This is a genomic window from Pseudomonas sp. TCU-HL1, assembly GCF_001708505.1.
Taxonomy (GTDB): Bacteria; Pseudomonadota; Gammaproteobacteria; order Pseudomonadales; family Pseudomonadaceae; genus Metapseudomonas.
This window is the reverse complement of record NZ_CP015992.1, coordinates 4511862-4524708: the sequence shown is the minus strand read 5'-3', so window position 1 is coordinate 4524708 and position 12847 is coordinate 4511862. Positions and strand designations below refer to the sequence as shown.

At 58.3% G+C, this 12847-nt stretch carries 12 protein-coding genes; 9 read left to right on the top strand and 3 right to left on the bottom strand.

Translation table 11 applies throughout. From position 1 onward, the window contains the following. Window positions 1–188 precede the first annotated feature (188 nt). The 8 genes from THL1_RS20825 to THL1_RS20790 all read left to right on the top strand — a co-directional run bounded on the left by THL1_RS20825 (window position 189) and on the right by THL1_RS20790 (window position 9952). Complete coding sequence (locus tag THL1_RS20825; RefSeq protein WP_069085007.1) at window positions 189–1547, top strand: DUF1329 domain-containing protein; 1359 nt, start codon at window positions 189–191, stop codon at window positions 1545–1547. Between the two features lie 68 nt (window positions 1548–1615). Beyond that, the gene (locus tag THL1_RS20820) at window positions 1616–2329 is read left to right on the top strand and encodes a hypothetical protein (RefSeq protein ID WP_069085006.1); all 714 of its coding nucleotides are present in this window, start codon (window positions 1616–1618) and stop codon (window positions 2327–2329) included. Continuing rightward, window positions 2326–2913, top strand: a complete 588-nt coding sequence (locus tag THL1_RS20815; RefSeq protein WP_069085005.1) for a cytochrome c oxidase subunit 3 family protein — start codon at window positions 2326–2328, stop codon at window positions 2911–2913. Before THL1_RS20820 ends, THL1_RS20815 begins: the two co-directional genes overlap by 4 nt. A 5-nt stretch (window positions 2914–2918) precedes the next feature. Beyond that, window positions 2919–3188 carry a cytochrome C oxidase subunit IV family protein gene (locus tag THL1_RS20810; protein WP_069086590.1) on the top strand — a complete coding sequence of 90 codons (270 nt, stop codon included), beginning with the start codon at window positions 2919–2921 and terminating at the stop codon, window positions 3186–3188. A gap of 15 nt (window positions 3189–3203) precedes the next feature. Beyond that, window positions 3204–4202: a spirocyclase AveC family protein gene (locus THL1_RS20805; protein ID WP_083245978.1), complete on the top strand. Its 999-nt coding sequence runs from the start codon at window positions 3204–3206 to the stop codon at window positions 4200–4202. A 305-nt stretch (window positions 4203–4507) separates the two neighbouring features. Further along, window positions 4508–6226 (top strand): DUF1302 domain-containing protein, encoded by a 1719-nt coding sequence (locus THL1_RS20800; RefSeq protein ID WP_069085003.1) that lies wholly within the window; start codon window positions 4508–4510, stop codon window positions 6224–6226. 93 nt (window positions 6227–6319) lie between these two features. Further along, window positions 6320–7414, top strand: a complete 1095-nt coding sequence (locus THL1_RS20795; protein WP_083245977.1) for a WD40/YVTN/BNR-like repeat-containing protein — start codon at window positions 6320–6322, stop codon at window positions 7412–7414. 42 nt (window positions 7415–7456) lie between these two features. After that, window positions 7457–9952: an efflux RND transporter permease subunit gene (locus THL1_RS20790; RefSeq protein ID WP_202969647.1), complete on the top strand. Its 2496-nt coding sequence runs from the start codon at window positions 7457–7459 to the stop codon at window positions 9950–9952. A 353-nt stretch (window positions 9953–10305) separates the two neighbouring features. Here the strand turns inward: THL1_RS20790 and THL1_RS20785 are convergent, their stop codons facing one another. The 3 genes from THL1_RS20785 to THL1_RS20775 are packed head-to-tail and all read right to left on the bottom strand — an operon-like array spanning window position 10306 to window position 12025. Then, window positions 10306–10722 carry a DUF6691 family protein gene (locus THL1_RS20785; protein WP_069085001.1) on the bottom strand — a complete coding sequence of 139 codons (417 nt, stop codon included), beginning with the start codon at window positions 10720–10722 and terminating at the stop codon, window positions 10306–10308. After that, entirely contained in the window at window positions 10719–11141 is a 423-nt protein-coding gene (locus THL1_RS20780) for a YeeE/YedE family protein (RefSeq protein WP_069085000.1), read from the bottom strand. The genes THL1_RS20785 and THL1_RS20780 overlap by 4 nt, the downstream gene beginning before the upstream one ends. Continuing rightward, window positions 11138–12025, bottom strand: coding sequence for an MBL fold metallo-hydrolase (locus THL1_RS20775; protein WP_069084999.1), 888 nt, complete (start codon window positions 12023–12025; stop codon window positions 11138–11140). Before THL1_RS20775 ends, THL1_RS20780 begins: the two co-directional genes overlap by 4 nt. Window positions 12026–12096: 71 nt before the next feature. Here THL1_RS20775 and THL1_RS20770 point away from each other — a divergent pair, with 71 nt between their 5' ends. Then, complete coding sequence (locus THL1_RS20770; RefSeq protein ID WP_237234739.1) at window positions 12097–12444, top strand: ArsR/SmtB family transcription factor; 348 nt, start codon at window positions 12097–12099, stop codon at window positions 12442–12444. Window positions 12445–12847 lie beyond the last annotated feature (403 nt).

Sequence of the window (12847 nt, the reverse complement as noted above, 5' to 3'; positions counted from 1 at the left end):
TTAACCAGGGGCGTAACGTAATCTCAACGATCCCAGGCAGCCTCGGTGCCCGTGGCACGGGTTCAACGGATTTCACCGATATCGGAAGTGCTTGCAGGGAGGGGGTCACAGGACCCTAATTCCTGATGGTTCGTAGTCCGGCGTCGCGAATACGGCGCCACCCCATGATTACAACAAGAGAGGGTTACATGATGCGAAGCAAACTAGCTCGCGTGTTGGCAGTGACCGCCCTGGTCAGCGCCGCTCAGTCCGTATCTGCCAGCGAAGCCGCGCAACTGGGCGGGTCGGAGCTGACGCCGTTCGGAGCACAGCGCAACGGAAATGCCGATGGCAGCATCCCGGCCTACACCGGCGAGCCGATCGGGACTCCGAAGTGCTACAACCCGAGCGAGCCGACCAACTTCTGCGATCCGTGGAACGACAAGCCGCTGTATACGATCACGGCCCAGAATCTCGCTCAGTACTCCAACGTCCTGACTGAGGGGCAGAAGGCGCTGTTTGCGCGCTACCCCGACTTCAAGATGAACGTCTATCCGACCCGGCGTACTGTCCGTTTCCCGGACTCTTACCTGGAGAACACCAAGAAGAACGCGGATTCCTGCAAGACCACAAACGGCGGTGTGGGAATCGAGGGGTGCTTCGGCGGCCTGCCATTCCCGATGCCGAAGAGCGGCAACGAGGTGATGTGGAACCATCAGCTGCAGTACATCCCCGACCTGCAAAGCAACCTCAAGTCCTATCTGGTCGATGGTAGCGGTCGCCGCATCTTGGTCAACGCTGAGAAGCACTGGACGACCAATCCCTTCTTGGATCCCAGTGTCAGTGGTCCCCGGGGCAGCGAAGTTGAATACTTCCGGGTGCGTGTCGCCCTGTACGATCCCGCTCGACGTAATGGCGAACAGACACTGGTGCGGACGAACATCGCGGGCGAGCAGAGGGCTTGGCAGTACCTGCCCGGCCAGCGTCGGGTAAAGCTTGCTCCTGACCTAGCATATGACACCCCCTCGCCGGTGGCTGGCGGCATCACCACCATGGACCAGCAGCGGTTGTTCCTGGGGCGCCAGGACCGCTATGACTTCAAGTACGTAGGGGTGCAGGAGAAGTTGATCAATTACAACAACTTCGCCATCTACGATTACAAGGCCTGTTCGGAGGACAAGCTGTTCACCAAGAATTTCCCGAATCCGGAATGCATGCGCTGGGAACTGCACCGGGTTCGGGTCGTCGAGGCCACACTGAAGCCAGGCTTTCGTCATCTGCTACCCAAGCGCCGCTTCTATTTCGACGAGGACGTGAGTGGCGCCGGTACCGCTGACAACTACGATGCCACCGGCAAGCTGATCCGTGTCGACTCCATGCCTACTATCCCGAACTACGTGTTCGGCTACGGCATGATCCCGGAAAATACTCTCACCCTGGATCTAGAGCGTGGCGCTTATACGCTTCCCGCCTACGCTGCGTTCCAGGGCGGTGGATTCCAGACAACAGAGAAGAAGCCCGTCACCATGTGGACTCCCGAAAACATGAGCCAGGGCGGAATCCGGTAAGTAACTGATGGCACTGGCCGCAACCCGGAGTGGGTTGCGGCCTTTCTACGTCCAGGTGGGATGTCGTGATGCAAGGGAATACAAACGCGCAGTTGATCTGTGTGCATGGCGCCCTGGCGATGGTGGTGCTGATGGGGATCGCACTGCTGCTCGCTGGCTGGGTGCCGCCACCGGACCCGGCGATGAGTGCCGCCGATACGGCGCTCATGTATCAGGAGGGCTGCAACCGTATCCGTTTTGCCGCACTGATGATCATGATGGGCGGGGCGATGTTTTGGCCCTTTGCGGTGGCGATTTCTAACCAGCTCAAGCGCATCGAGGGAGCGGTTTACCATCCGCTGGCCGACGTGCAGCTGGCGTTGGCCACCGGTACCGTGGTGGCGATCCTGATGCCTGGCCTACTGTGGATGGTGGTGTCGTTCCGCCCCGAACGCGCACCCGAAGTGGTACAGGTGATCCATGACCTGAGCTGGATGACCTTCATCGGCGCAGTACCACCGGCCCTGTTGCAGGTGCTAGTAATCGCCCTTTGCGTGCTGATGCGGCGCGAGGCCAAACCGGTACTGCCGCGCTGGTTCGGTTTCTTCAACCTGTGGGTCGCGACCGGCTTCACTGGTGGTGAGATGGTCGTGTTCTTCAAGTCTGGCCCTTTCGCCTGGAACGGCCTGTTTGCCTTCTGGATGGCGGCGGTGGCGTTCTTCGGCTGGATCCTGGTGACCTGGTGGGTGATCGCTAGAGCGATCCACCAGCAAGCGAACGCCGAGGAGGGCGTGCAACCATGAACATGCAAGCCTCCCTCGTGTCGCGCACGCATACCCATACGCCGGGTGAGTCAGGCCTGTGGCTGCTAATCCTCGGCGACATGCTGATCTACGGTCTGTTCTTCCTGGTATTCGCCCATGCTTATCATGGTCAGCCTGAGTTGTTCGGCCGTTCCCAGCAACTGCTCAGCCAAGGCTTCGGGGTGGTCAACACGCTGATCCTGGTGACCAGTTCCTGGTTCGTGGTGAAGGGCATCCAGGCCGTCCGGCGCGACCCGCTGGCACCCGCAGGCCGCTGGTTCCTGCTGGCGTTGCTGTGTGGCGGAGCTTTCGCGCTACTCAAGGTCGTCGAGTACGGCCTGAAGATGTGGCAAGGGCAGCAACTGACAAGCAACGATTTCTTCATGTACTACTACCTGATCACCGGATTCCATCTGGTTCACGTATTGGTAGGCATGGTGGTGCTGTTCTTCATGATGCGCGCGGCCAGTCGGCCTCATGGTGAAGGGCAGCGCCTTGCGTTCCTGGAGAGCGGGGCGACCTTCTGGCACATGGTCGACCTGCTATGGATCGTGATCTTCCCTCTGATCTACCTCCTGGGGTGAGCCTGATGAGTGCGAACGTGCGAGAAAATGTCACCGCAGTGTGGGTACTGCTGCTGGTGATCACCGTGGGCAGCTGGGCGCTGGGAACCCATCTGCTGGGCGAGAGCCTGGGTAGGATTCTGGCGCCGGCGTCCATCCTGGCGCTGGCGCTGATCAAGGCGCGCCTGGTGATCCTGCATTTCATGGAAGTGCGCCACGCGCCCGCCGCAATCCGCCAACTATGCAGCGCCTGGCTGGTGGTGGTGTTCGGCGGGTTGCTTTGGTTCTACTGCTGATGCGGGGGCTTTGCCATGAAGCCGGAACCTTTGCTGTCATATATCCGTCCACCGGTGCCAATCCGGCGGGCGAGCGCGCAATTTCTGCTCAGCCCCATCGTGCTCTGGGCCATGCTGGGCGCGTTGTTCACCTGTTTTTCCTTTGTCGTGTTCGGTCGATGGTTGCTTTCTGGCGAGTTCGCGCCGGTGCCGCTGACGGCTGCCGATGAGATGGACGCCCAAGCCCTGTTGATGTTGCGCGGGCTTGAGGCGATAAGTCTGCTGGTCGCCGTAGTGGCGCTTTACGTCTATCTGGTCCGTCCCTGGGTGAAGACCGGTCACGCGCCGATAGAGGGACTACTGTTGATCGGTGCGCTGATCACCTATGTGCTCGATACCACCATCAATTTCAGCGACTACCACATGGCCTGGAACAAGCACTCCTTCAACATGGGTACTTGGGGTGGTTTCTTTCCCGGCCATGAAGGGCCGACCCGCTATGCGGAAGCCTGGCTCTGGGGGCCGCCGATGTACATGTACTTCGGGGTTGCACTGGCTACCATCCAGCTCGTGACCTTGCGGCTGGCCCGTCCCTGGCTGGGGCTGTCGGCGGCTCTGGTGCTGTCTTTTGCTGCGGCGTTCCTGTTCGATTTCCTGGCGGAATCGGCCATCATCCATTTCACCGAAGCCTATGCATGGCCTTACGTAGTCGGCTCGCTCACCGTCTGGCCCGGTTCTCGATTCCAGTTTCCGCTTTACGAATCGTTGCTCGTAGCCATCTATGCCTCGTTGTACAGCTGGCTGGCTCACTCCAAGCGAGGCGATGGGCTTTCCTTCATCGAACGCGGCCTATTCGAACTGCCAGCCGGGCTCCGACTGGTGGCCAGGCTTGGCGCTGCAACTGGCTTTGCTGCGCTATGTACGGCCATCTATTTCGGTGGTTTTTATCTCTTCTCCCAGTTCGCCGATATCCGGGTGGAGCTGCCTTCCTACCTGATGTACTCCGATGACCGCTGGTTGCCTGTGGTTCATTAAAGGCTTCCAGTGCGCAGCGCTGATCTATCCGTATACGCCCTGCTGGCACGGTTGAGCCTGCGTATTCACTTTTGTGACTAGAGTTACCTTTGGTTGTCGCTGGACCGGGCGTGGTATGGCCTGTGCTTTTTATCGCGGGCTTTGCGGATTCGTCGGTTCCGACGACGGGGACGAAAGCCTTGCGGCGTAACGTTACTTCGCAAGTGGTGCGATCGCAGATGCAGCCTGGCGACCATCCGGTCGAGGGCACCCAGCTGTGAAGTCGATATGTGCGAGTAATCCAATAATAAGAAGGAAACCAACACATGAAGATGGCAAGTCGAAATTGGGCGGCAGGCGGTAGTCTTCTCGCCGCGCCAGTGATGATGTTCTGTGTGGTCGGACAGGTGAATGCGTTCGACTTTAATCTTGGCAATCCCGATATGTCACTGCGCTGGGACAATACCGTGCGCTACAACATCGGCTTCCGTGTGCAGGACTGCGACGAGGATATCTGCGGCAACAATGCAGGTGCCGGCGATGTCACCGCCTACCAATCCGATCGCAAGTTTGCCGATGCAGGCGATGTCGTAACCAACCGCATCGACGTCCTCAGCGAGATGGACTTCATCTACAAGGATCGCCATGGTGCTCGCCTGAGTGCTGCCGGTTGGTACGACCATGCATACCGAGGTGATGTCGAGGGCGACCGGGTACTTGATGCCTCAGGCGTCGGCGCAGGCGCCGGCCCCGATGGTGCTAGCTACACCAACTACACCGATCGCTGGAACAATGGCCCGTCCGGCGAGATCCTGGATGCCTTCCTATTCACCGGTTTCGATCTGGGTAGCATCCCGGTCGACATGAAGGCTGGCCAGCACAACATCTACTGGGGCGAATCCCTGTTCTCCTTCGTCAATGGGGTGTCCTACCAGCAGGGTCCAGTTGATATTCGTAAAGCCATTGCGACTCCTGGTACCGAAGCCAAGGAGTTGTTCAAGCCGCTAAACCAGATTTCCGTGAGTGCGCAGGTCAAGCCAGACCTGACCGTTGCCGCCCAGTACTACCTGGATTGGAAGCCCATGGTCATTCCAGATGGCGGCACTTACTTCGGTGCGGCTGACGGTGTAAGCCTGGGTGGTGGTGGTACAGTTTTCGGCACGCCATTTGAGATCACCAGCGACGAGCCCGACAAGACTTATGGCGACTGGGGCATCTCGGCGCGTTGGTCGCCTGAATGGCTGGACGGGACCGCTGGTTTCTACTATCGCGAGTACACCAACAAGTTCCCTCAGTTGGTAACTACCAGTGTCGCGGTAATCCCGGGTGTCGGGGTGGTTCCCACCGGCACCGGCATCGACTTTTCGTCCGACAAGCGCGAGAAGCTGTTTGGTCTGAGCCTTTCGAAGCAGGTCTGGGGTATCGCCTGGGGCGCCGATCTCACCTATCGCAAGGATGCCACCCTGGCCACTACTCCGTTCGCGAACTTTGTGCCGGAAGGTACCGATCCTGACACCTGGGTGCCACGCGGCAATGTATGGTCCGGCGTATTCAACGGTATTGCTTACTTCAGCAAGTCACCCGTTTACGACGCTGCGACCCTGACTGCAGAGCTCAACTACTCCTACCTGGATAAGGTTACGGATAACGAGCAGAACTACAACGGCAAAGGCTTCAACTGCGCCAACGACCATATTGCCACTGAGATTGCCTGCCAGACTCGCGATGCAGTCGGTGCTTCGGTGCTGTTCAGACCGACTTGGTATCAAGTTTCTCCAGGCATCGATCTATCCATGCCGATGTTCGTCGACATGGGCTTGCACGGCAACTCCCCCGTGCAGTTCGGCAGCAACGAAGGGCAGGGCAGTTGGAGTGTGGGCCTGGCTGCGGATATCTATGCCCAATACAACGTCGAGCTTAAGTACAACGGGTTCATCTCCAAGCACTCGAAGGACGAACTCGGAGTTGGTAGCCGCAACAACGCCGCGCTGGGTAAGTACTGGGACCGCGACTGGATATCGCTGACCTTCAAGACCTCGTTCTGATTGCCGAATGGTCGTTTCTGGGCGGTCGTCAACGATGACCGCTCGAGAAAACGTTCAGGGTGATGATGCGAATTTTTCGATGTGAGGTTTGCCATGCGTGAAGGTTTTCTGGCCGGTTGTTTCGATCTAAATCGGATCCGTGGCGCAGTGATGAGCGGTATTGTCCTAAGTGGTCTGTTAGTTGCCGGAGCTCCCGCACTAGCTTTCGAACCGCCTCTGGAAGTGCCGGCGATGAGAAGTGACCGCCTGGCCGGCAGTCCCATGCTGGCGGTCACCAGTGTCGGTTCCCGGCTGGTCGCTGTGGGGCTGCGAGGCGTAATCCTGGTCTCCGACGATCAGGGCAAGACCTGGACGCAGGCACAGGTCCCGGTCAGTGTCGATCTCGTCGCAGTGACCTTCCCTAGCGCGAACCAGGGCTGGGCCGTCGGCCATGGAGGTGTCGTTCTGCACAGCCAAGACGGTGGCCTGACCTGGGAGAAGCAGCTCGATGGTCTAATGGCCTCGAAACTGGCCATCGATTTCTATACCAGTAACCCCGAGCATTTAGCTGAGGCAGCGGATCTTCTGGCTAAGGAACAGAACCTTGCCGTGGACAAGGAGACCCAACCGTTCCTCGACGTGTTCTTTACCGATGATCTCCATGGTTATGTGGTGGGCACGTTCAACCGCATTTTTGCGACGGAGGATGGCGGCCAGCATTGGAAGCCGTTGATGCATCTGACGGACAACCCACAAGAGTGGCATTTCTACTCCATCGCCGGCGCCGGCGATCAGCTCTTCATTTCCGGAGAACAGGGCCGAGTTTGGCGCCACGATCTGCAGAGCAACCGGTTCGTTTCCATCGACACCCCCTACAACGGCACTCTGTTCGGCATTGTGCCGGCAGCGCACGACCAACTGTTTGCCTATGGCATGCGTGGGAGCTTCTTCCGTAGCTCAGATCAAGGGATGAGCTGGGAGCGCGTGCCCTTGCCGGTCAATAGCAATGTGGTACGGGTACTGCCTTATGGTCAGGACCGACTTTTGGTTATTGCCCAAAGTGGAGAAGTCTTGGTTAGCAGCGATGGCGCGCGATCCTTCAAAGCACTGCCGCAATCGAGCCAGATACCGCTATTCGGAGCGACCATGGTCGACGAAAAGCGTATGGCGTTGGTGGGACCTTTGGGTGTGCGTGTTGAAGGTCTCTGATGTACCCGGTGCAGACGCAGAATAAAAATTGAGAGCAGAATGATGAATGTTGATAGCAAGCATGAAAAAGCAGGGTTGATGAGCGTCATTCGTGACCCCGCACTATTCAACCGGCTCTCCGGCAATATTTTTGAGCGCTTGATCTTCAACAATCGCCTGCTCATCATCGCGCTCTGCGTGATCGCAACCTTGTTCTCGATCTACCAGTTGCGCAACCTTACGGTGACCACCAGCTTCGACAAGATGCTGCCGCACAGTCACCCGTACATTAAGAATTTCCTCGAAAACCGAGACCAACTGCGCGGCTTGGGCGATTCTGTTCGCTTTGTGATCGAGAATCGCAAGGGCGACATCTACGATGCTGAATACTTGCAAAAGATGTCGCAGATCAATGATGAGATCTTCCTGATTCCAGGTGTCGACAAGACATGGATCAAGTCTATCTGGGCCCCGGTGGTGCGCTGGACTGAGGTCACTGAAGAAGGCTTCGCTGGCGGTCCGGTAATGCCTGGTAGCTTTGATGGCTCGCCCGAGTCGATCAAGCAATTGCGTATGAATATCGCTCGCGCCGGCGTAGTCGGTAGTCTCATCTCCAACGACTATCGCTCGAGCATGATCGAGATCCCATTGCTGCCTACCGTGGATGGAAAGCCGCTGAGCTATCAGGAACTGTCTTCGGCCCTCGAGAGTATCCGCGCCAAGTACGAAAGTGATGACGTCGGTATTTACATCACCGGCTTCGCCAAGATTTCCGGCGATATGATCGACGGTATCCACAAGGTGATGCTGTTCTTCATCGTTGCCGCCTTGGTCGCCGCGCTGATCATCTACTTCCATACGCGTTGCGTGCGCAGCACCTGCCTTGTGCTGGTCTGCTCAGTAATTGCCGTGTTCTGGCAGCAAGGCTTGGTTATTACTTTCGGAGGTGTGCTGGATGCCTTCACCATCCTGATTCCCTTCCTGATCTTTGCCATTGGCGTGTCCCATGGCTGCCAGAAAATGAATGGCATAGCTCAAGACATCGCCCGTGGGACGCACCCTTGGGTGGCTGCGCGCTACACCTTCCGCCGTCTTTTCCTGCCGGGCTTGATCGCGCTGATCGCTGACGGCGTTGGCTTCGCCGTGCTAGTGCTGGTCGACATTCCGATCATCCGAGAGCTGGCGCTATCTGCGAGCCTCGGCTTCGCGATGCTGGTGGTAACCAACCTGATCCTGTTGCCGGTACTGCTGTCGTTCACCGGGATCAGTCAGGAAGCGGCGCGTCGGCACATCATCGAGCACGACGCGACCATCCATAAGCTAGGCATAGACCGGGTGTGGAATAGCCTCGACCGCTTCACCGAGAAGCGCTGGGCAGTTGCAGCAATCCTGGTAGCCGTTGCGCTCACTGCGCTGGCGCTGGTGGAGCGTACCAAGTTGCAGGTAGGCGATCTGCACGCGGGCAGCCCCGAGTTGCGTCCAGATTCGCGCTACAACAAAGACAACGCGTTCATTACGTCCAAGTTTGGCGTGTCCAGCGACGTGTTTGCCGTCATGATCAAGACGGCTCCTGACCAATGCGGTGCCTTTGAGACACTCGTTGAAGCCGATCGTTTGGCATGGGAGCTGTCTCATGTCCCTGGTGTGCAGGGCACTGCGTCGCTTGCGGACACCGTGCGTACCTATACTGCGGGCAGCTTCGAAGGTAGCCCTAAGTGGTACACCATTAGTGACAACAAGGGAGTCGTTTGGCCGCAGGTTAACAACGCGCTGGTATGGAATTCCCCGTTCCTCAACAGCGAGTGTTCGTTGATTCCGGTCCTTGCCTATCTTTCCGATCACAAGGCCGCGACGCTGGCACGAATAGTCGAAGTGGCGAGCACTTTTGCTGAGAAACACAGCGTGCCGGAGCGCCAGCTCCTGCTAGCTGCCGGCAGCGCAGGAATTGAGGCGGCCACCAACATCATCGTCAAGAGTGTGCAACTTGAAATGCTGCTCGCTGTATATGCTGCCGTCGCTTTGCTCTGTCTGGTGACATTCCGCAGCTGGCGCGCGGTGGTGGTAGCGATACTCCCTCTGGTTCTCACATCATTGCTCGCCGAAGCACTGATGGTGCAATTGAGCATTGGGCTCAAAGTAGCAACGCTGCCGGTCGTTGCGTTGGGGGTGGGCGTCGGGGTGGACTACGCGCTTTATCTGCTGAGCGTGCAGCTGGAAGGTCAGCGCATGGGGCTTACGTTGCAACAGGCGTACCGTCGTGCAATTCAGTTCACCGGCAAGATGGTGGCGCTGGTTGGTGTGACACTGGCTGTCGGTGTCGTGACCTGGATGTGGTCCCCAATCAAGTTTCAGGCAGACATGGGCATTCTGCTGGCCTTCATGTTCATCTGGAACATGCTGGCGGCGCTCGTACTGATTCCTGCGCTGTCCCATTTCCTTCTTAATGACAAGCATTTTAATGTTCGTGAATCCGGAGAAACGGCCATCCAAAAGCCTGTCGTGGTGAAGGACAGCAAGCTGAACCGACAGGTCGCTTCGATAGGTACCGAGGCCCCATAGTGATTTTGGCTTACTGAAGGAAAGTCCTTCGAATTCCGCCTGCCTGCTGTGATGAACTGGGTTGCAGTGAGGGAATGATTGAAAGTTGGGCTCGGCCTTATTTCGGATAAGTCGAGCTCGAGTCAGGGGGCCGGCTCTGGCAGGGGAGGGCCCCTGGTTTTGCCTAACCAGGTGCTCACGTCGTAAGCGAGACGAGCAGCGCCTCCACCTGCAGCTTGGAGACTTTGCTGCGAAGGAACTCAATAGTGTCCAGTTCCATACGTTCAGCCGTGTGAACTGTCCGGAGGGAGGAGGTTAGGCTTGGGCTTCATTCGCGACCTCCTGATTACCGCTGATGGTTCATGGATGAGCTCTCAGGACCCATGCACGAGTCGGTGGGCCAGCATGCCGACAAGCATCGCAGGAACGAACCAGAGCGCTTCGGTCGAGCCGACGCCGAGCCCTGCGAGGGCCGGGCCGGGACAGTAGCCCGCAATACCCCAGCCGACACCAAAGAGCGCTGCACCGCCGATTAGTCGGACGTCGATGTCGTTCCGTGTGGGCAGATTGAATTTATCCGCGAGAACGGGGGCCTTGCGGCGAAGTACGAAACCGAAGAGCAGCACAGTGGTCGCCACTGCGCCGCCGAGGACGAGCAGCAGGGACGGGTCGAAATCGCCTGCCACGTCCAGAAAGCCGAGTACGCGCTCGGGGTCGGTCATGCCGGACAGACTCAGACCAAGTCCGAACAGGGCTTCTGAGGCAAGTGCGGCAAGTACGTAGCGCTTCATATCCCACTCCAAACATGGCGAACCAGGTACGTAGTCATCACAGCGGTGACCATGAATGTGAACACCGCGACAAGCGAGCGTGGCGAGCGTCGCCCCAATCCGCAGACGCCGTGACCGCTGGTGCATCCGCTACCCATGCGGGTGCCAAATCCCACCAATAGGCCTGCGGCGACAAGTGCGGTTCTCGGAAATTCCTCGCGTGGTACGAAGGCATCCGGCACCAGGCCAAGGTAGAGTCCTCCAGCTGCTACAAGGCCGGCAAGGAAGGCCGCGCGCCACGCCGTATCTCCTCTCACCTGAAAAAGAACGCCGCTGACCATCCCACTGACGCCGGCGACCCGGCCGTTGCGCCAGAGCAGCAGCGTCGAGGCAACTCCGATCAGTACACCGCCAGCGAGAGATAGCGCCCAGTTGCTCATGCAGCGCTCCCGAGTTGGTTGAGGGGCATACGTAGGTAACTCAGCCCATTCGTATCTGGTTCGGGGAAACGACCTCCACGAATGTTGACCTGAAGAGCCGGCAGGATTAGCCGCGGAGTTGGAAGCGACGCATCCCTTGCGCGGCGCATGGTCACGAAGTCCTCCTCAGTGATCCCGCCGGCCAAGTGCACATTGCTTCCAAGCTGCGCCGCGATCGAGCTTTCCGCCGCAGGGGCGTGATCGTGGGTCGGGTAGTCATGGCACAGGAAAATACGAGTATCGGCCGGCATGGCCAGGATCTTCTGGATCGATGCGTACAGCTGTGCGGCGTCGCCTCCTGGGAAGTTTGTGCGCGCGGTGCCTGTCTCTGGCGCGAACACCGTGTCGCCCACGAAAGCCGCGTCCCCGATCACGTACGTCAGGCTATCGTCAGTGTGCCCAGGTGTTGCTATCACATAACCCTCCAGCGAGCCCACCTGAAACCGCTCGCCGTCTTCGAACAATCGGTCGAACTGGCGCCCGTCAGCGACGAATTCGTCACCCAGGCCGAATAGCACTTTGAAACGCTGTTGGACCTCGATAATCCCGCGTCCAATGGCCATTGGGGCGCCGAGCCTGTCCTTGAGGTAGCCGGCAGCGCTCAGATGATCCGCATGGGCGTGGGTCTCAAGGATCCATTCAACTTTGAGGTCGTGCGTGCGCACAAAGTCCAGTATGACGTCCGCTGGTTGGGATGACGTCCGAGCGACAGCCGAATCGTAGTCGAGCACGGGATCGACGATGGCTGCTGCGCCGCCGTCACCCTCATAGACCACATAGGTAAAAGTGCTGGTGTCCTTGTCGAAGAATGGCTGGACCAGGACGGTAGACGCTGAACGAGGCATGGGATCGTCATTGTCATTAACTTTAGATTTTTGTAAATTAGATAATTCTAAAATAACGGTCAAGCGCTCCGATGAAATCCAGCCAGCAAACCGAGTCACCGGATTTAGAGGAAATGGCTGCCCACGCAGAAGAGGCCGCCGCTCTCCTTAAGTCATTGGCACATCCTGCGAGACTGCTGGTGCTATGCCGCTTGGTCGATGCCGAGGCATCGGTATCGGAACTGCAGGTTGGCGGCACGCTATCCATGTCGGCCCTTTCGCAGCACCTGAGCGTGCTCCGCGAGGCCGGACTAGTTTCGACCCGCCGTGAAGCGCAGACCATCTACTACTCGCTTACGGACAGTCCCGCCTTGGGCGTCATGCATGCGCTGCACGAGGCCTACTGCGGCCGCACCAAGGGCCGTCGGCAGTCGAAATGACCAGTCGGTCCTGCCCGTACTGACCACATGGATATAAAAAAATGCCAGTTGGCTCTCGATCAGGATTCTGATTTCACGCCCTATCCGCATTTTTCTCGCAGGCTTGAAGCCGAAGGATGACATTGAGACCAATTGCGGCCTCTCGTGTGAGGCCGCCTCAGACCCAAAGCTGCCGGTGAGAACTGGCAGAAACCGGCCAGAAGCTGCCGGTTGGGTCAGTTCTGGCCTGCCAGAAGTAGGCATTCGATAATAACCACGACGATTCTTCATTGAGTTAAGTACCGTCTTGCGATGTCTTAAAACATGCAGAAGAGGCCAAACTCTACGATAGCTCGGCCCCGGCAGTGTCAGGCAGCAGTTGCGAGGCGGAGTGAGCGTCGATCCGTGCGGGTAGAATGACCCG

Excerpts from the sequence above, each read along its gene's own strand:
- THL1_RS20805 (WP_083245978.1), top strand. The coding sequence starts at position 3,204 with ATGAAGCCGGAACCTTTGCTGTCATATATCCGTCCACCGGTGCCAATC.
- THL1_RS20825 (WP_069085007.1), top strand. The coding sequence starts at position 189 with ATGATGCGAAGCAAACTAGCTCGCGTGTTGGCAGTGACCGCCCTGGTC.
- THL1_RS20820 (WP_069085006.1), top strand. The coding sequence starts at position 1,616 with ATGCAAGGGAATACAAACGCGCAGTTGATCTGTGTGCATGGCGCCCTG.
- THL1_RS20780 (WP_069085000.1), bottom strand. The coding sequence starts at position 11,141 with ATGAGCAACTGGGCGCTATCTCTCGCTGGCGGTGTACTGATCGGAGTT.
- THL1_RS20770 (WP_237234739.1), top strand. The coding sequence starts at position 12,097 with ATGAAATCCAGCCAGCAAACCGAGTCACCGGATTTAGAGGAAATGGCT.
- THL1_RS20775 (WP_069084999.1), bottom strand. The coding sequence starts at position 12,025 with ATGCCTCGTTCAGCGTCTACCGTCCTGGTCCAGCCATTCTTCGACAAG.
- THL1_RS20790 (WP_202969647.1), top strand. The coding sequence starts at position 7,457 with ATGAATGTTGATAGCAAGCATGAAAAAGCAGGGTTGATGAGCGTCATT.
- THL1_RS20785 (WP_069085001.1), bottom strand. The coding sequence starts at position 10,722 with ATGAAGCGCTACGTACTTGCCGCACTTGCCTCAGAAGCCCTGTTCGGA.
- THL1_RS20810 (WP_069086590.1), top strand. The coding sequence starts at position 2,919 with ATGAGTGCGAACGTGCGAGAAAATGTCACCGCAGTGTGGGTACTGCTG.
- THL1_RS20795 (WP_083245977.1), top strand. The coding sequence starts at position 6,320 with ATGCGTGAAGGTTTTCTGGCCGGTTGTTTCGATCTAAATCGGATCCGT.
- THL1_RS20815 (WP_069085005.1), top strand. The coding sequence starts at position 2,326 with ATGAACATGCAAGCCTCCCTCGTGTCGCGCACGCATACCCATACGCCG.
- THL1_RS20800 (WP_069085003.1), top strand. The coding sequence starts at position 4,508 with ATGAAGATGGCAAGTCGAAATTGGGCGGCAGGCGGTAGTCTTCTCGCC.